The organism is Dactylosporangium sp. NPDC051087, from assembly GCF_055586325.1.
Genome location: NZ_JBVJIJ010000058.1, coordinates 1 through 16209, shown reverse-complemented (window position 1 = coordinate 16209; position 16209 = coordinate 1). Strand labels below are relative to the sequence as shown.

13 protein-coding genes and 2 pseudogenes are annotated in these 16209 nt (G+C 69.7%); 3 read left to right on the top strand and 12 right to left on the bottom strand.

Translation table 11 applies throughout. From position 1 onward, the window contains the following. Positions 1-119 precede the first annotated feature (119 nt). The 6 genes and pseudogenes from ACZ6TV_RS53320 to ACZ6TV_RS53295 form a co-directional block, all read right to left on the bottom strand. Positions 120-2822: a bifunctional acetate--CoA ligase family protein/GNAT family N-acetyltransferase gene (locus ACZ6TV_RS53320; protein WP_465309092.1), complete on the bottom strand. Its 2703-nt coding sequence runs from the start codon at positions 2820-2822 to the stop codon at positions 120-122. After that, the gene (locus tag ACZ6TV_RS53315; RefSeq protein WP_465309136.1) at positions 2819-3268 is read right to left on the bottom strand and encodes a BON domain-containing protein; all 450 of its coding nucleotides are present in this window, start codon (positions 3266-3268) and stop codon (positions 2819-2821) included. Before ACZ6TV_RS53315 ends, ACZ6TV_RS53320 begins: the two co-directional genes overlap by 4 nt. A gap of 84 nt (positions 3269-3352) precedes the next feature. Continuing rightward, a pseudogene (locus ACZ6TV_RS53310) lies at positions 3353-3442 on the bottom strand (CBS domain-containing protein); the annotation flags it as partial. A gap of 162 nt (positions 3443-3604) precedes the next feature. After that, a complete protein-coding gene (locus ACZ6TV_RS53305; protein WP_465309090.1) occupies positions 3605-3904 on the bottom strand; it encodes a hypothetical protein in 300 nt (99 codons plus the stop codon). 67 nt (positions 3905-3971) lie between these two features. Continuing rightward, positions 3972-4559 (bottom strand): vitamin K epoxide reductase family protein, encoded by a 588-nt coding sequence (locus ACZ6TV_RS53300; RefSeq protein WP_465309134.1) that lies wholly within the window; start codon positions 4557-4559, stop codon positions 3972-3974. A 248-nt stretch (positions 4560-4807) separates the two neighbouring features. After that, positions 4808-5413 carry a DsbA family protein gene (locus ACZ6TV_RS53295; protein ID WP_465309088.1) on the bottom strand — a complete coding sequence of 202 codons (606 nt, stop codon included), beginning with the start codon at positions 5411-5413 and terminating at the stop codon, positions 4808-4810. 274 nt (positions 5414-5687) lie between these two features. Here ACZ6TV_RS53295 and pflB point away from each other — a divergent pair, with 274 nt between their 5' ends. After that, positions 5688-7940: a formate C-acetyltransferase gene (gene pflB / locus ACZ6TV_RS53290; protein ID WP_465309086.1), complete on the top strand. Its 2253-nt coding sequence runs from the start codon at positions 5688-5690 to the stop codon at positions 7938-7940. After that, positions 7937-8746 carry a pyruvate formate-lyase-activating protein gene (pflA, locus tag ACZ6TV_RS53285; RefSeq protein ID WP_465309084.1) on the top strand — a complete coding sequence of 270 codons (810 nt, stop codon included), beginning with the start codon at positions 7937-7939 and terminating at the stop codon, positions 8744-8746. Before pflB ends, pflA begins: the two co-directional genes overlap by 4 nt. 216 nt (positions 8747-8962) lie before the next feature. Here the strand turns inward: pflA and ACZ6TV_RS53280 are convergent, their stop codons facing one another. Further along, a complete protein-coding gene (locus ACZ6TV_RS53280; RefSeq protein ID WP_465309082.1) occupies positions 8963-9892 on the bottom strand; it encodes a universal stress protein in 930 nt (309 codons plus the stop codon). A gap of 355 nt (positions 9893-10247) precedes the next feature. Here ACZ6TV_RS53280 and ACZ6TV_RS53275 point away from each other — a divergent pair, with 355 nt between their 5' ends. Next, positions 10248-11468: an acetyl-CoA hydrolase/transferase family protein gene (locus tag ACZ6TV_RS53275; RefSeq protein ID WP_465309080.1), complete on the top strand. Its 1221-nt coding sequence runs from the start codon at positions 10248-10250 to the stop codon at positions 11466-11468. A 176-nt stretch (positions 11469-11644) separates the two neighbouring features. Here the strand turns inward: ACZ6TV_RS53275 and ACZ6TV_RS53270 are convergent. From ACZ6TV_RS53270 to ACZ6TV_RS53250, 5 genes and pseudogenes are all read right to left on the bottom strand, one after another. Next, positions 11645-12094, bottom strand: a pseudogene (locus ACZ6TV_RS53270) (transposase); the annotation flags it as partial. A gap of 230 nt (positions 12095-12324) precedes the next feature. Further along, positions 12325-13101: a hypothetical protein gene (locus ACZ6TV_RS53265; protein WP_465309078.1), complete on the bottom strand. Its 777-nt coding sequence runs from the start codon at positions 13099-13101 to the stop codon at positions 12325-12327. Beyond that, the gene (locus ACZ6TV_RS53260; RefSeq protein ID WP_465309076.1) at positions 13098-13814 is read right to left on the bottom strand and encodes a hypothetical protein; all 717 of its coding nucleotides are present in this window, start codon (positions 13812-13814) and stop codon (positions 13098-13100) included. The genes ACZ6TV_RS53265 and ACZ6TV_RS53260 overlap by 4 nt, the downstream gene beginning before the upstream one ends. A gap of 325 nt (positions 13815-14139) precedes the next feature. After that, a complete protein-coding gene (locus ACZ6TV_RS53255) occupies positions 14140-15027 on the bottom strand; it encodes an IS3 family transposase (protein ID WP_465309074.1) in 888 nt (295 codons plus the stop codon). Then, positions 15024-15359, bottom strand: coding sequence for a transposase (locus tag ACZ6TV_RS53250; protein WP_465309072.1), 336 nt, complete (start codon positions 15357-15359; stop codon positions 15024-15026). The genes ACZ6TV_RS53255 and ACZ6TV_RS53250 overlap by 4 nt, the downstream gene beginning before the upstream one ends. Between the last annotated feature and the right edge of the window lie 850 nt (positions 15360-16209).

Genomic DNA, 16209 nt, shown 5'->3' with positions numbered 1-16209 from the left:
CAGCCGCCCATTGCCGCAGTCCGGGCAGTCTACGTGGATCGGCAGTCACTCGGCGCGGGCCCGACGGACCCGCGGCAGCCGCGTCCGGTCGCTCCCGGAGCCGCGATCGTGTCGTGCTCCTACCGCAGCGCCGAGTCGTTGTCGGTCTCCGGGCGGATGCGCAGGTCGCGCAGGTACGGATCGGGTTCGGCGCCGACCGCGGCCAGGCGTAGCCGCACGTCGACGGCGATGCATCCGGCCGGAGTCGCCACGATGGGTCCGAGTTCGAGTTCGGCGACCTCTGGGAGATCTTCCGCCAGGCGACCCAGGCGCAGCAGCACATCCTCCAGCGCGGCGGTGTCCGCGCCGGCTAGGAAGGACGATCCGGGCAACGACCGCCACATGGTCGCGGCGTCGCGGGTGGTGACCGGCAGGAGCCGCAGGACCTGGTCTCCGCGCAGCGCGGCGCCCCGGCTGTGGCGGACGGTCAGCAGCGAGCCGAACAGCGGGTCATGGGCGATGCCGGCGACAAGTTCGACACCTGGGGCGGCCATCCGTTGCACCACCACCGGCGGATCGGCGGCGCCGAGCGTGACACCGATCGCGTGGCAGGCGTGCCGGACCGCCGCCGCGTCCGTCAGGCCGAGCCGGACGGTGCCGCCCGCCGAACGGTCTCCCGGCATGGCGCCCGGGCCGTCGGCCGGGCTGAGCGCCGCCGGTTTCACCGCAACGGGGTAGCCCAGACCTGCCGCGACATCGACGGCCGCGTCGGCACCGTCGGCGCGATGGGCCTCGAGGACCGCGATGCCGTACGCGCGTACCAGCGGCCGGGCGACTCCGGGCGGCTGCCATCCGCCACCATCATGGAACGCCCGACCGACCAATGCCCGGGCGCCGGCCCTGTCCACGCGGTCGAGGACTGGCCTTTCGCCGAGCGGCTCACGCCGCCACGCCGCGTACCGCGCGGCCCGGCCGAATGCGCGTACAGCGGGTTCCGGCAGCCGGTACACCGGCACCCTGCGCCGGCCGAGCGCGGCCACAACGCCGCTGGTGCCGCTGGTGCCGGCAGCTCCGGGAGTGCCGCTGATTCCGACGGCCACGACAGCGATGGGCAGGTCCGGGAACTCGTCGACCACCGTCGCGAGGGCGCCCAAAGTCGCGGCGGCATCGGTCATGCGGGTCGCGGCGAACGTGACGATGAGCATGTCCATCGTGCCGGAGCCGGCCGCGACCCGGACCGCGCCGGCCATCGCCGTCGGCGACGCGTCAGCACCGAGGTCGACCGGATTGTCGGCAGAACTGCCGGCCGCCGCGTCGTGTGCAGGCCGGCGGTGCCGGTCGGCGGTTTCGAGCGCTGCGACCGTCAGGCCAGCGGCCGCGGCGGCATCAGCGGCCAGCGTGTTGAGTCCGCGGGTGTTGCCGATGATGGCGAGCCGGTCGCCAGCCGGTAGCGGCTGGTCGACCAGGAGCCGGGCGGTGTCCAGGAGGTCTCCGAGTGCGTCGGCGCGGATGACGCCGGCCTGCGCGAACAGCGCGTCGACCGCCGCGTCGGATCTGCTGGTGCGCGTACGGCCGCTCTTGACGGCGAGGACGGGTTTGCGCCGGCCGAGGGCACGGGCGACCCAGGCGAAGCGGCGCGGGTTGCCGAACGACTCGAGATGTAAGGCGACCGCTCGGGTGGCAGGGTCGTCGTGCCAGTACGCGAGAAGGTCGTTGCCGCTGACATCGGCTTTGTCGCCGAGCGACACGAACGTCGACACGCCGAGGCCGTACTCGGCGGTGGCCTCGAGGATCGCCACACCGATCGCGCCGGACTGCGACGCGACGGCGAGTCCGCCGGGCGGCGGCAGCGTCCGGGCCGAGGTCGCGGTGAGCCGTACCGCCGGGTCGGTGTTGAGCACGCCGAGGCTGTCGGGGCCGACGAGCCGCATCCCGTGCCGCCGTGCCAGCCGCAGCAGATCCGTTCGTACGGGCCAGGTCAGCCCGGACGTCAGGATGACAGCGGCTCGCACGTCGGCGGCACAGCACTCCCGCACGACGTCCGGGGCCGTCCTGGCGGGTACGGCGACGACCGCCAGGGCGATCGCCGTACCGGCTGACGCCACCGACGGCAGCGCCGGCAGCCCGCAGATGTCACGCGCATGCGGGTTGACCGGGAACAGGTCACCGCTGAACCCATCGGCGATCAGCGCGGCGAGAAGCTCATGTCCGGCGCCGCCCGACCAGCGGCCCGCGCCGATCACGGCGACGGATGTCGGTGCGAGCAGCGGCCTGAGGGAGTGATGTGCGGCGGTTCGGTCCCGGTCGCCGACTGCGGCGAGGGCGGCCTCGTCCGGCAGCGTCGGGATTCGGACCTGGATGACGCCCGGCTCGTCGGATATCCGCGGGACTCCGGGGGCGAGGCCGCCGCTGACGCGGAGCATCGGCCGGTTGTCAGCGAGGACGTCGCCGACCAGTTCGGTGATGCCCTGTCGGCGGGCGGCTGCGGCGAGGTGCTCCAGCAGCAGGGTGCCGAGGCCCTCGCGGTGGTGCGCGTCGTCGACGATGAGCGCGAAATCCGCCAGGTCGGCGCTGATGCATTCGTACGATCCGGCGGCCACCACCGTGTCGCCGTGGACGACCAGCAACGCGTGGTGCTCGTCGTCGGCGGGCCTGGTCAGCCGCCGGACCTCGGCATCGAGGGCGGCGCCGGCGCTGAAGAAGCGCAGGTATCGGTTGTGCGCGGACATATCCTCATGCAGGGCGAGGAGCGCGGACGCGTCCGCGGCGGTGACCGGCCGGACCCGCACGACGCGACCGTCGGCCGTCAGGCAGTCGGCCGCCGGTGACCCTCCGGCGCTCATCCGCTGCCCGTACCGGAGCAACGGGCTGGTCCGACAGGCGCACCGATCAGCTGGGTTCTGAGCCTACCGGCCTCGGCCGGGCACGTGATCTGGTCGACCACGCTGACAACGCCGTCGAGGCTACCGGCGATCCGGGTCGCCAGCACGGCGTCGCGACGCCGTTCGACGGTGCCGGTCAGGGTCGCCACACCATCGTGAACGCTCACCCCGATACCCGCCGCCTGGTCCGACGACAGGCCACGGGCGAACAGCTCGTCGACGAGCTCACCCGCGATCGCCTCGTCGCCGCGCAGGACGCCGCGCAGCAGGTCCCGCCGGGTCACGATGCCCACGAGCACGCCGGCGTCGTCGAGCACCGGCAGCAGCTTCACCCCGAGCCGTTGCATGAGCTCGGCCGCGGCGCTCACCGGCACCCCGGCCGCCACTGTGACCGGCGGGGCGGTCATCAACGCACCGGCGGTGCCGGCGACGGCCTTGGATGTCTGCCCGGACACGGTGCCGGCCGGGTACAGTCTCGGCAGCAGGTCGGCCTCGGAGATGACGCCGATGACCCGGTTGTCGTCGCCGACGACCGGGACACCACTCACACCGAACTCGGTGATCACGTCGATCACCCTGCCGGCTGGTGCAGTCCGCCGTCACCACGACAACGGATGGGTTCATGACGTCACGAACGCGCGGGTCGTTCATCGGGAGCACAACCTTTTTCTTACTGTCCACCATGACCCGTGCCTGCCTCGAACACACGGGCCGAACGCCCCTCGCCGCGGGACCGGCGCCCTTTATCGAGGCGGGTCTGGCGCGGTGAGCGGGTTCGTGACGGCGTCCAGAGCGGCGAGCATCGCCATCGCCCGGTGGTACGCGACCGGGTCGAGCTGGCCGGCGATCAGCGACCGGGCCGCTTCGATCTCCCCGTGGGCAAGCCACTCGCCGACGACCGGGGGCCGGCGTTCCGCCCGGCGCGCGGACACCGCCGCCCGTGCACCGGCGGTATCAACCGCACGGTAGAGGGTCAGCACAGCGGCACCTGCTACGCCATACGCGACAACGACGACAGCGGTGACGACCAACGTGTGCGCCACGAGGAGCTCCTCCCTGTCCGCGGCGTCGTTGCCAGACGTCCTGCACCCGGCTCCTTTCGAAGTCTGATCAGGCGACCAGCGCGGTGCCATACTTGAGCACGACGACCAGCACCAGGACCAGCAGCCAGATCGTGACGGCGATGGCGTCGAGGTCGGCGGCGAACGCGGCTCGCAGCGCCGGTGCGGCCCGGGCGGGCAGCGGCAGGTTGCCGTCACGGACGTTGACGTGCGTGAGGGTGGCGAAGACCAGCGTCGTGGACACGGTGACCAGCAGGCACCACGGACACAGGGCGCCGATGACGAACGACGACTCGTAGAACAGCCAGTAGGCGAAGGCGACACCGATGGTGTAGATGACCTGCGCCGCCAGCATGAACCAACGCGGGAACCGCACCCCGCCGAGGCTCGCGACCGCGAGGGTGATCACGACGGGTTCGGCGATCAGGCCGAAGAACGCGTTCGGGAATCCGAACAGCTGTGCCTGCCAGGACCGGCCCACCGTCCCGCAGGACAGCACGGCGTTAATGTTGCAGGTCAGGTCGGCGGCGAGCCGAACCGCGTCGACGGACAGGACGAACGACGCGATCAGGCTCAGCACCGCCGACACCAGCATCGTGCCGTACATCCAGCCGTTGCGATGCCGCAGCCGCCGCACGCGCTCCAACAGGCCAGTCGTGTCCGCATCGTCGACGGGTTCCGCGCCCGGCCTCATCCGGACGCTCTGACGGCCTGGCGTGCCGCTGCGTCCCGGACCGGTCACGATGACCCCTTGGCGGCGGTGATCGCCGCCGTCAGCGGACCGGACGAGTACAGGTCACCGTCGAACACCTTGCCGTTGATCTTCACCGTCGGGGTGCCGGTGATGCCGTCGCGGTTGAACGCCGACCCGGTCGACGCCCCGACTCATTGCTCGAACCGGCGTTCGCTGAACGTGGCCGCCACCTCGGCGGGGACGCCCGCACCGACGGCGACCGCGGCGATCTGCTGGTCGGTGAGGCCGGGGTCGCCTTCGGCCGGCTGCTGGGCGAAGAGCGCGGCGTTGAACGCGAGCACGGCCTCCGGTGCCTGGTCGGCGACGGTGGCGACGGCGTTCGCCGTCCGGGTCGAGTACCTGGTCCCGGATGAGGCCTTGTCGAGGAACGCCAAGGGGTGCAGCTCCAGCTTGACGGTGCCGTCGGCGACGAGGCGTTCCAATTCGGTGCTGTTGGCCCGTTCGAACCGGCCGCAGTACGGGCACAGGTAGTCCAGGAAGATCGTCACCGTGACCGGCGCGGAGGCGGTGCCGGTCACGATCGTGCCGGCGGGAACGGCCGTCGAACTCGTCGACGGTGCCGCGGTCGGAGCATTCTCAGCAGCGTTCAGGAGGACGACCCCGATCGTCGCGAGCAACGCCACGATGATCACCCCGCCGGCGATGGCGACGTACCGGTGCCGGCGGCGGGTGCGTTGCAGCGCCTGCGCCCGTGCGTCCCGGGTGCGGCGTGACGCGGTACGTGCCTGTGTGCCCATGACGGCGGTCCCCTGTCGGCGGCGAATACGCACCGTCAGCGTGGCGGTGCGACCCGCCGCGGCGGATGAGGCGAACGTCATCGCGCTGCCGCCAGCCGGCCCCTTCCGTCCGGGACGTTCGCCCCCTGAAGGTCGGCGCGGCATGCGCCCCGACCCGGCGTTGGCTACGGCCAGCACCTGACCGGTGGCCAGGGCGGCAGGACTTCCGGCCCTGCCGCCTCCGGGTGCGTCGACGCAGACTTGATCTGCAGCAGGAACCATCGAGGAGGAACCGATGACCACCATCAGCGCCCCGGCCGACCTCGCCGCCTGGCGCGGCTTCCACGGCGGCTCCTGGCGCGACCAGGTCGACGTGGCCGGCTTCGTCCAGGCCAACGTCCACCCCTTCGAGGGGGACGAGGGGTTTCTGGCCGGGCCGACACCGCGGACCAGCCACGTATGGAGGCTGCTGACCGCGATGTTCCCGCAGGAGCGCGAACGCGGCATCTACGACGTCGACGCCCGCACCCCGGCGTCGATCACGGCCCACGCGCCCGGCTACATCGACCGTGACCACGAGCTGATCGTCGGCCTGCAGACCGACGCCCCGCTGCGCCGGGCGATCATGCCGTTCGGCGGGCTGCGGATGGTGGAGAACGGCCTGAACGCCTACGGCTACGAACTCGACCCGGTGGTCAAGGAGATCTTCACCCGGTACCGCAAGACCCACAACGCCGCCGTGTTCGACGCGTACACGCCGCAGATCCTCGCCGCGCGCAAAGCCGGCGTCATCACCGGTCTCCCCGACGCGTACGGCCGCGGCCGCATCATCGGCGACTACCGCCGCGTCGCGCTGTACGGCGTCGACGCCCTCATCGCCGCGAAACGCCGCGACAAGACATCCCTCGATGACCGGCCGGCGACCGGCGACGTCATCCGCGACCGGGAGGAGCTAGCCGAGCAGCTGCGCGCCCTCGACGAGCTCAAGACGATGGCGGCGAGCTACGGCCACGACATCAGCGGCCCGGCACCCACCGCACGGGAGGCCGTGCAGTGGCTGTACTTCGCCTATCTGGCCGCCACCAAGGAACAGAACGGTGCGGCGATGTCGCTCGGCCGGACCTCGACGTTCCTGGACGTGTACCTCGAGCGTGACCTCGCCGAAGGCAACCTCACCGAGAGCGAGGCGCAGGAACTCGTCGACGACTTCATCATCAAGCTGCGCATAATCCGGTTCCTACGCACCCCCGAATACGACCAGCTGTTCTCCGGCGACCCGACCTGGGTCACCGAATCGATCGGCGGGATGTCCGCCGACGGACGGACCCTCGTCACGCGCACGTCGTACCGGTACCTGCAGACGCTGTACAACCTGGGCCCGGCACCCGAACCGAACCTGACTGTGCTGTGGTCACCGGCGCTGCCGGAGCCGTTCAAACGGTTCTGTGCGAAGGTGTCGCTGGACACCAGCGCGATCCAGTACGAGAACGACGACCTGCTGCGGGAACACACCGGCGACGACACCGCGATCGCCTGCTGCGTGTCGGCGATGCGGGTCGGTAAGGACATGCAGTTCTTCGGTGCCCGCGTCAACGTCGCCAAAGCCTTGCTGTACGCCATCAACGGTGGCCGCGACGAGATGACCGGTGCGCAGGTCGCCCCCGCCACCGCACCGCTCACGGGTGACGTTCTGCGCTACGACGACGTCCTGGCCGCGTTCGACCGGACCCTGGACTGGCTGGCCCGCACCTACGTCGACGCGCTCAACATCATCCACTACATGCACGACAAGTACGCCTACGAACGCATCGAGATGGCGCTGCACGACTACCCCGTGCGTCGGTTCCTCGCCTGCGGCATCGCCGGGCTCTCCGTCGCCGCCGACAGTCTCGCCGCGATCAGGTACGCCACCGTCGAGCCGATCCGCGACGAGACGGGTCTCGTCGTCGACTACATCCTCGACGGCGACTACCCGGCATACGGTAACGGCGACGACCGCGCCGACAGCATCGCCGTCTGGATCGTCGAGACGTTCCTGGACAAGATCCGCGCCAACGCGAGCTACCGCGACGCCATCCACACCCAGTCGGTGCTCACCATCACCTCCAACGTCGTCTACGGCAAGCACACCGGTAACACCCCCGACGGCCGGCGTGCCGGCGAGCCGTTCGCGCCTGGCGCCAACCCGATGAATGGCCGCGACACCCACGGCATGGCCGCCTCCGCCCTGTCGGTGGCGAAACTGCCGTACGCCGCAGCCCGCGACGGCATCTCGCTCACCAGCACCGTAACCCCGGACGGTCTCGGCCGCGCCGACGGCGAACGCGCCGCGAACCTGGCCGGCATCCTCGACGCATACACCACCGCCGGCGGGTTCCACGTCAACGTCAACGTGCTCGACCGCGCCACGCTGCTCGACGCGATGGAACACCCGCAGCGCTACCCGCAGCTGACCGTCCGCTTCTCCGGCTACGCCGTCAACTTCGTCAAACTGACCCCGGAACAGCAACGCGACGTCGTCAACCGCACCTTCCACGGCTCGGCATGAGCCATCCGACCGTCCCGCCGACTCCCCGCGACGGGACCGACCGGCCGGACGCCACAGGAGCCCCCTCCCTGTGGCGTCCGACCGCCGGTCGGCTGCACTCCTGGGACATCTCCACCGGCGTCGACGGACCGGGCACCCGGTTCGTCGCGTTTCTGTCCGGCTGCCCGCTGCGCTGCCTGTACTGCCAGAACCCCGACACGTGGCACATGCGCGACGGCACCGCCACCACCGCCGGCAGCGTTCTGCGGCAGGTCGAAGCCTTCGCTGCCTTCGTCCGCACCACCCATGGCGGCGTGACGGTCAGCGGCGGCGAACCCCTGCTGCAGGCTGCGTTCACCCGGGCGCTGTTCGCCGGCGCGAAGGAACTGGACCTACACACCGCCCTGGACACCTCCGGCGCGCTCGGCGCCCGCGCCGACGACGCTCTGCTCGACCTGACCGACCTCGTCCTGCTGGACATCAAGTCCTGGCGAGAAGAGCGGTACCATCACCTCACCCGCGGCCACATCGCACCCACCCTCGCCTTCGCCCGCCGACTGGCCGACCGCGGCACCCCGGCGTGGATCCGCTACGTGCTCGTGCCGGGCCTGACCGACGAGCCCGCCGACGTCGACGCCGTCGCCGAATTCGCCGCCGGGCTCGGCAACGTCGACCGGGTCGACGTCCTGCTCTTCCACCGACTCGGCGCTACGAAGTACGACCGGCTCGGCATCCCGTTCCCGCTGCACGACACCCAACCACCCGACAAGGACCTGCTCAACCGGGTCCGGGACACCTTCACGGCAGCCGGGCTGAGTACCTACTGAACGACCGGACCCGTGCCACGAGCCGCAGCTGGCACGCCAGCGTCACGGCGGGTGGACGCAGCAGGACGCGATGCCCGAACGAGCTGCTGGTCGAGGGATCGGTGTCGCCATGCCGGCGCGAAGATGGAAGGCTTCGCAGTCCGCTGGCCCCATCGCAGTGCCGCCACAGCGGCTCCTCCGGCAGACGCACAAAACCCGCAGGGGTGCTCGAACGCGTCATCGACAACTCGTCGTCACACCGGTCGAGCACGACAAGGGCGGGGATGTCACTGGATCGCGGTGCTGCCGCCTCGCCGTTGGCGACGCGCTTGTCGGCCCGAGGTGGACGAGGCGCCGGCTGGGGCGTGCGATGAAGAGCGGGACGGCCGCGTGGCGGGTCAGTGCGCGGCGCACGGACCCGGTTCCGTGACCGGCGCCGACCACGAGCGTGGACGCGATCGCCGAGGCGTCCAGCAGCGCTGCCGGGATGTCCCGGTGCCGCACGGCCCGGCTACGGACCGGGACGTGCGGGTAGCGAATGCAACAGGCGGCGAGAGCGCTGTCCAGCAGCCGACCGGCCATTTCGACGTCCAGGTGGCCCGACGTGTGACCCGGTGTGAAGGCGTAGCAGGCGTGCAGGGTGCTGCCGTGCCGGTCGGCGAGGTCGAAGGCGAGTTCCAGGGCAGGTTCCGAGGGCGTCGCGGCGTCGATGCCGACAACGACCGGTCCACCCGGATGCTGGGGCGCGGCGGAGACGACGGTCACCGGACAGCTGGCATGTTCAGCGACGTGGGAGCTCACGGAGCCGAGCCGGACCGGGAGCAGCCCTCGGCCCCGCCGGCCGACGACGACGAGGTCAGCGGCGTGCGCCTCACTGACGAGCAACACGCCGGCCGGCCGGTCGGCGATGTGCGCCTGGACCCGCAGGGCGCCGTGCTGGCGGTACAGATACTCGCGAGCGAACTCGATGAGCCGCCGCGCCTCCGTCGGCACGTCCTCCACCGGCCTGATCAACGCGGTCTCGGCATACTCGGCCGGTGGCAGTAGCGCGTGCACCAGGCGCACGTCATAGCCGCGCAGGATAGCCTCGGTCGCGGCGTAGTCGAGCGCCGTCCACGCGGTCGCAGAGCCGTCGAAGCCGACTACGACCAGGCCACCACGTGTCATGTCATCCTCCGGACGCTCGCTGGACCATCCGTTCGATGGTCCGTCGTGCGCTCCTCGGCGTACCAGGGCCTTCAGGAAGCCGCCGGCAGGACCTACGACCCCCAAACACCGCCGGAACCCCTGCCGCATCAGGCGCCGGATCGTCAGACAACCCGGACCGCCTGCAGCCTATGCCTGCCACCAGCGCCGAGTGGCGTCTCCAGCGCTCGGCACCGGTTCCCGTGCGTCCCGTGACGGCGGGACGTTCGGCCCTGCACTGGCGGGGGTGGCCGGTGCAGGGTGGGAGTATGGAGGCGAACAATCACACGCCCGCAGTCCAGGCGTGTTCCGCGGACCGGGGCCCGGCATGCAGACGGTGACCGAGGTTGAGCTCAGCCGGGTGCTCGGTGCGCTGCCGGGCGTGCCGCGGGTCCTGGCGAGTGGGAACTACGCGACGCCTTACCGGCTGCTGGGGCTGGCCGACGCGGCGATCGCCGAGTACCGGCTGCACATGCTCAACGCGCAGCCGGGCATCCCGGATCGTGAGGGTGTCCTGTATGAGTCGGCGTTCGTCGGGCCGGGGATGCGGGGGCATCCGCGGCTGCGGTACTTCCCGTGCCGGTTGTCGTTGGTGCCGTTCCTGCTGCGGCAGCGATTGTGCCCGGATGTGGTGCTGTTGCACACGTCCCGGCCGGTTGACGGGGCTGTCAGTCTCGGCGTCGAGGTGAACGTGCTGCCCGCTGCGGTCGAGGCGGTCCGGGCCCGCGGGGGTTTAGTCATCGCCCAGGTGAACGCCGCGATGCCGGTGACCTACGGTGATGCGCTGCTGCCGTTGGAGGCGGTGGACTATCTGTTCGAGGTCGACGAACCGCTCCCCACCCACGCCGTCGCCGCTCCAGACGCCGTGTCCGTCGCAATCGGGGAACGCGTCGCCGCGTTGGTGCCGCCGCAGGCGACGCTGCAGCTCGGAATCGGTGCCATCCCCGACGCGACATTGCGCGCACTGCTGGACCGGCGGGGTCTGCGCGTCTGGTCGGAGATGTTCAGCGACGGCGCGCTCGCCTTGGAGAAGGCCGGCTGCCTGGACTCCGACACGCCGGTCACAGCCTCGTTCTGCTTCGGCTCGGCTGAGCTCTACGACTGGGTCGACCGCAATCCGCGGGTGCGGATGCTGCGGACGGAGAAGACCAACGACCCGGGTACGATCGCGTCGCACGCCAACCTGATGAGCATCAACAGTGCCCTGCAGGTCGACCTGTTCGCCCAGGCCAACGCCAGCCGCGTCGGGAGCCGCACCCATTCGGGGTTCGGCGGGCAGACCGACTTCATCGTCGGTGCCATGCACGCACCCGGCGGCCAGGCGGTCATCGCGCTGCGTTCCTGGCATCCGAAGGCCGACGTGTCGGCGGTGGTGCCGCTGCTGGCCGGGCCGGTGACGTCGTTCCAGCACAGCTACATCGTCACCGAGCAGGGCACCGCCCGGATCTGGGGTCACGACGCCGCCGAACAGGCGCAGCAGATTCTTGACCAGGCCGCGCACCCCGCCACGCGCGACGGGCTCCGCGCCGCCGGCCGCGACCTCGGGTTGCCGCTGTGACCACCACCGCCACCATGACGCCCTGCCGCGGATGCCACGGCGGTCCGCATCGCCGCGGAACTCAACGACCGGCCGCGCCGATCCCTCAATGACGCCACCCCCAGCCAAGTCATGCGACGATGGCTCACGCAACCTGCCACACCATGATTCGCAACGACCGGTAGAAACCGCCCAGCGTCGAGGGGCCGGTGCGACCAGTCGTTCATCTCCTCGAGCACCTTGTCGGTGATCCTGGAGATCGTCTCCTTCGACACCGACGCGCCGTAAATCTCGGCGAAGTGCGCCGAGATCTCCCCCGTCGTCAAACCCTTGGCATACAACGACAACACCATCTCGTCGACACCCGAGAGCCGACGCTGGCGCTTCTTGACGATCTGCGGCTCGAACGTCCCGGCCCGATCCCGCGGCACGTCGATCTCGACATGCCCCGACGCATCAGACAGCACACTCTTCGACCGGGTCCCGTTGCGCACATTCCCGGACCCGGCACCCGCCGCACCAGCCACGCCGTGTTTCTCATACCCGAGGTGCTCGGTCATCTCCTCGTCCAGCGCCGTCTCCAGCACCGTCCTGGTCAACTGCTTGAGCAGCCCGTCCGGCCCAGTCAACGACAGGCCCTGCTCCATGGCCAACCGAACCAGCTCGGCCGCAGCCTGCTCCTCGACCGCGGCTCCGGCCTCCTCTTCCGCGGGGTCACATCACCCAGTGCCGCTGTCACAACAGCACCTTCCCGCCGGGCTACGCCCGACGCGTCAGGCCGGAAACACCGAAGAATCCACAGTCCCAGAAGGAAACATGGTGGACGACTCGACGATGATCAACAGAGAAGTACTGCGTGAGCAGACACCGACGAAGATCAAGTTGAGCTGCTCGTGCAGGGTGCCGCCACCGCTGGAAGCCGGTCCGGAGGCGTCGAGTTCTGTAGAAGTTCCGATGTCAGGACGGTGTTCCGGACGCTCGGCGTAGTGCCGAATGACAGTGGCGAGGAACTTGCGGTCGACGTGGAACAAGAGCAGCGGGACGTCGTGGTCCTTGGCCCGCCCGATGGGGTTGTAATAGCGCAGCGGCATCGTCCAGCGGACGGTCGACGGCGGGCCGCCTGGGAAGAGGTGCTGCCAACAGACGTTTCGAGCACCGACGAGATCCGGACCGTGACACCAGTTGGTGTGAGCAGTATCGACACTGTGGGCAGCCACAGGAACGCCAGCGCGGCAACGGCCAGCAGGACGGCCGACAGCACAAGCTCGGGAACGAAGCCTGGCAGCGTCGACAGACGCACGTGATCGCTGTTGGGTACCCGCTCCGCCGGGATCAGGTTGCCGGCCATCACCATGAGCGCGATGGCCCAGACACCGCGATACGCCGACGACTCCGGCACCACGAAGGCCGGCCGTTGCGAGACGGTGGGCAGTGTGAACGTGGCCGGTCTGGGGCGTAGTTGCCGGGTCAGCCACAGATACGCGACAACCGGCACCGCAACGGTCGACGCGAAGGCCATGAGCGCGACGCACGCGCCGATGACGTCCTGCTGGATTCGCCAGGTCAGTGGTTGGAGGACGAAGTTGTGCAGCACGCTGTAGCCGAACGCGGCGACGGTGACGCAGGTGGCGGTGAACCGCGAGGCAGAGGTCATGCGGGGATGACTGGCGGTTGGACGTGGGTGCCACGACGGGCGACCGGCTGCGCTTTCCACTGCTGGAAACCGGTCTCGAGGCGGTCATGTTCGGCCTCGGTACCGATTCCGGCGCGGTGCTCCGGGCGCTCGGCGTAGTGGCACAGAACGGTGGCCAGGAAGACGGCGTTGATATGGAGCCGGAATACCGTAATGCGGCTCGAGCCCGTCTTGCCGTCCGGGCTCCGGTGCAACAGCCGGATCGTCCACCGACCCAGGTGCGGGCCGCCGGGCAGCAGGTCGTTCCACCAGATGGTGTGAGGGCGGAAGGCGTTGCGCACGGCGATCCCCGCCGAGGTCAGCCGCAGTTCGGGACCCGGTAGCCAGAACAACGCGAATGCGGCCATCACCATCAACGCGGGAAGCGCCATCAGTGCCTGCAGGCCCGAGCCTGCAGGCAGCCCGATCCGGTCCGTGCCCGGCACCCGCTCGTACAGCAACGTGCTCGCGGCCTGCACCATCAGCATGATCGCCAGGAATCCGGGCTGCACAGGCGAGCCGGGCACAACAAACGCCGTCCCATCGCCGGCGCGGTGGAACGTCGCCGGTGCGCGCAGCATCCGACGCGTCAGCCAGCTGAGCATGGCGATCCCAACCGTTCCGATGTTCACCCATGTGCCGGTCGACGCCAGCTCGATCCGCCAGAACATCGCCAGCAGCATGAACTTGTACACCCCGACTGTAACGAGTCCCGTCAAGGCCACGGCTGTGGCGGTGACTCTCCAGGCGAGCGACATGGCCGGATAGCAGATGATCAACGGAAGCGCAGGTAGCCTCCGAACATCTCAGCACAGAAGCGAAGCTGCTTCCCGCTCAGTTCAGAGAAGCCTGCATCCGCTGCCCGATACTGAACGTGAACCCGAAGATGCTTGGCCGGCTCGGCGAGCTCGACGAGGACCTCCGGCTGCGCAGGACACGCGCTGAAGCCGAAGGTTGGGTCGGTGAGATCGAAGGCATCTGGGCTTGACCCGTTTTGACGGACAGGGTCGATGTGGTGGTTCAGGCTACCGCGGCGAGTGGTGGCTCATTCGGGCTGGTTTCGTAGGCGGCTGGGCTTTGGTAGCGGAGGCTGGAGTGCCGGCGGCGGGTGTTGTACCAGCTCTCGATGTATTCGAAGATCGCCGTGCGGACGGTGGCGCGGGTGGGCCAGGCCTGCCGGTGCACGAGTTCGGTCTTGATGGTGGCGAAGAACGATTCCGCGACGGCGTTGTCCCAGCATTGCCCGCGCCGGCCAACGGACAACCTGACGCCGTGGCGGTTGGCGAGCCGGGCGTGCTGGGCGCTGACGTACTGACAGCCGCGGTCGGAGTGGAAGATCAACTCGTTCGCGGGTCGGCGTCGGTGCAGCGCGTCGGTGAGCGCGGCGTCGACCAGGTCGGTGCGCAGGTGGTCGGCGACGGCCCAGCCGACCACGCGGCGGGAGGCCAGATCGATGACGGTGGCCAGGTACAGCCACCCTTCCCACGTGTTGATGTAGGTGATGTCGCCGCACCAACGGGTGTCGACCGCCGTCGGGTCCGGGGCGAACGAACGCTGGATCAGGTCCGGGCGCGCAGATGCGGCTGGGTCCGGGACCGTGGTGACCTGCCACCGGCGTGGGGACCGGCCGCGGCGGCCGGTGCCGGCCAGTAGCCGGGCGATGCGTTTGCGGCCGTGCCTGTAACCGGCGGCGGCGAGTTCGGCGTGGATGCGCGGCGCGCCGTAGGTGCCGTTCGACGCGTCGTGGATCGCGATGATCTGCGCGGTGAGGTCCTCATCAACGCGGGCCCGGTCGCTTCGGTGGTGGCGGCGGTAGTAGGCGGACCGGGAGACCTGCAGCAGCTCGCAATCCCGTTTGACGTTGTAGCTGCCGGCCTGCTCCGCCTCGATGAACGGGTACACGTTCACCGGGTCTCCCTCGCGAAGAAAGCCGTCGCCCGCTTGAGGATGTCGACATCCTCCTGCAACCGGCGGTTCTCCCGCCGCAGCCGGGCCAGTTCCGCCCGCTCGTCCGACGTCAACCCACCCGCCGCCGGCGCACCAGTCTGCGAACCGCCACCGCTGCTGGCGTTGCTGTCGATCCCGGCCTGCTTCACCCAGTCCCGCACCGCGGTCTCGGTCAGATCGAAATCCCGGGCCACCTGCCGGACCGAACGGTCACCACGCTGGCACAACTCCACGATCTCGGCCTTGAACTCCGCCGTGAACGAACGACGAGGCCGAGGCCGCTGCTTGCCCATACTCTCCATGATGCTGGACATCCTCCCGGAGCCCACAGGCTCCTGATCTCAGATGTCCGTCAAAACGGGGTAGGCCCAATCGACCTGACTTTGCGTTTCCTGGCGGACAAACAGGAGCAGGCCAACCGGCTTCGCAACGGCGCTGGCACGGTCGGATTAGGTATGCCAGCCGCCTACACCGATCGTTACCCCGGCGAGGACCGCACCTCAGCTGGCTCACCAACCGTTCCATCCGCTGTGGACGATGCGTCCATCAACGCTCAGAGAAAGTCGCCAGGAAGTGGAACGCGCTGCTGCAGCAGATGCGCGGCAACACGGCGTCGAACCCGATTCCGGAGGGAAGCCCGAGAAGGAGCTTCTACGTTGACCGAGAACACTCTGCAACCGATCGATCGCCTGACAGGAGCCGTGAACCGGCCAGCGCCCGGCGCTTGCGGCTTGGTAGACCTGGTTCGGACCTCACCCGCTGCGCTCGGGCCGCAATGCGCGGCATAGGCCACGAAACGCGCGACCGCCCGTCGCCGACGTCCGCTCACGCCGCCGACCGTCGCCGCGCTGTGCGCCGTGTTCGCGGTTCGGGTGCTTGACCTGCCGGGTACACGCTGCATCTGAAGGGCAACGTTCGAGACGCTCAACGCTGCGGTGAAGAGCGTGTTCTTCGCCGGGCTACCGCACTCTATCTGGCGGCGCATCGCGCGGCGCCTTTGATGTTCGCTGTCAAAGCTCCGCAGCCTCACCCGCGAGCGACCGGCGGTCAGCTAGAGACCATTCGGGGTCAGGGTTTGGGTTGCTCCTTCTTTGTGGGTGATCGCTCTGGCCTGTGGCGGCGGTGTGCTGGGGGTATGCGGTA

What these genes read in the sequence shown, in the direction of transcription:
- pflA (WP_465309084.1), top strand. Translation starts at nt 7,937, where the DNA reads ATGAGCCATCCGACCGTCCCGCCGACTCCCCGCGACGGGACCGACCGG.
- ACZ6TV_RS53250 (WP_465309072.1), bottom strand. Translation starts at nt 15,359, where the DNA reads ATGGGCAAGCAGCGGCCTCGGCCTCGTCGTTCGTTCACGGCGGAGTTC.
- pflB (WP_465309086.1), top strand. Translation starts at nt 5,688, where the DNA reads ATGACCACCATCAGCGCCCCGGCCGACCTCGCCGCCTGGCGCGGCTTC.
- ACZ6TV_RS53320 (WP_465309092.1), bottom strand. Translation starts at nt 2,822, where the DNA reads ATGAGCGCCGGAGGGTCACCGGCGGCCGACTGCCTGACGGCCGACGGT.
- ACZ6TV_RS53315 (WP_465309136.1), bottom strand. Translation starts at nt 3,268, where the DNA reads ATGACCGCCCCGCCGGTCACAGTGGCGGCCGGGGTGCCGGTGAGCGCC.
- ACZ6TV_RS53295 (WP_465309088.1), bottom strand. Translation starts at nt 5,413, where the DNA reads ATGGGCACACAGGCACGTACCGCGTCACGCCGCACCCGGGACGCACGG.
- ACZ6TV_RS53280 (WP_465309082.1), bottom strand. Translation starts at nt 9,892, where the DNA reads ATGACACGTGGTGGCCTGGTCGTAGTCGGCTTCGACGGCTCTGCGACC.
- ACZ6TV_RS53265 (WP_465309078.1), bottom strand. Translation starts at nt 13,101, where the DNA reads ATGACCTCTGCCTCGCGGTTCACCGCCACCTGCGTCACCGTCGCCGCG.